General features: G+C 51.5%; 1 rRNA gene. It reads left to right on the top strand.

Annotation, left to right across the window (positions count from 1 at the left end):
- A 23S ribosomal RNA gene (locus tag NL645_RS23065) occupies nucleotides 1-1,183 on the top strand; the annotation flags it as partial.

The following is a 1,183-nucleotide window of genomic DNA, read 5'->3' as shown; positions in this document are numbered from 1 at the left end:
AGGTGAACAAGCTGGAAAGCTTGGCGATACAGGGTGATAGCCCCGTAACTGACGACGCATATTCAGTGAAATCGAGTAGGGCGGGACACGTGATATCCTGTCTGAATATGGGGGGACCATCCTCCAAGGCTAAATACTACTGACTGACCGATAGTGAACCAGTACCGTGAGGGAAAGGCGAAAAGAACCCCTGTGAGGGGAGTGAAATAGAACCTGAAACCGTGTACGTACAAGCAGTAGGAGCAGGCTTTGTCCTGTGACTGCGTACCTTTTGTATAATGGGTCAGCGACTTATATTCAGTGGCAAGGTTAACCATCTAGGGGAGCCGTAGGGAAACCGAGTCTTAACTGGGCGTTCAGTCTCTGGATATAGACCCGAAACCAGGTGATCTAGCCATGGGCAGGTTGAAGGTTGAGTAACATCAACTGGAGGACCGAACCGACTAATGTTGAAAAATTAGCGGATGACTTGTGGCTAGGGGTGAAAGGCCAATCAAACCTGGAGATAGCTGGTTCTCCCCGAAAGCTATTTAGGTAGCGCCTCGGACGAATACTACTGGGGGTAGAGCACTGTTAAGGCTAGGGGGTCATCCCGACTTACCAACCCTTTGCAAACTCCGAATACCAGTAAGTACTATCCGGGAGACACACGGCGGGTGCTAACGTCCGTCGTGGAGAGGGAAACAACCCAGACCGCCAGCTAAGGTCCCAAATTACTACTAAGTGGGAAACGATGTGGGAAGGCTCAGACAGCCAGGATGTTGGCTTAGAAGCAGCCATCATTTAAAGAAAGCGTAATAGCTCACTGGTCGAGTCGGCCTGCGCGGAAGATGTAACGGGGCTAAGTAGTAAACCGAAGCTGCGGCAATATACTTTTGTATATTGGGTAGGGGAGCGTTCTGTAAGCGGTTGAAGGTGTGTGGTAACGCATGCTGGACGTATCAGAAGTGCGAATGCTGACATGAGTAACGATAAAGGGGGTGAAAAACCTCCTCGCCGGAAGACCAAGGGTTCCTGTCCAACGTTAATCGGGGCAGGGTAAGTCGACCCCTAAGGCGAGGCCGAAAGGCGTAGTCGATGGGAAACGGGTTAATATTCCCGTACTTCTTACAATTGCGATGGGGGGACGGAGAAGGCTAGGTGGGCCTGGCGACGGTTGTCCAGGTTCAAGTGCGTAGGCTGA

This window comes from Vibrio sp. Y51_MX_L26, from assembly GCF_024181935.1.
Classification (GTDB): domain Bacteria; phylum Pseudomonadota; class Gammaproteobacteria; order Enterobacterales; family Vibrionaceae; genus Vibrio; species Vibrio diabolicus.
The sequence above is the reverse complement of the archived record's forward strand: the minus strand, read 5'-3'. Positions and strand labels throughout refer to the sequence as shown.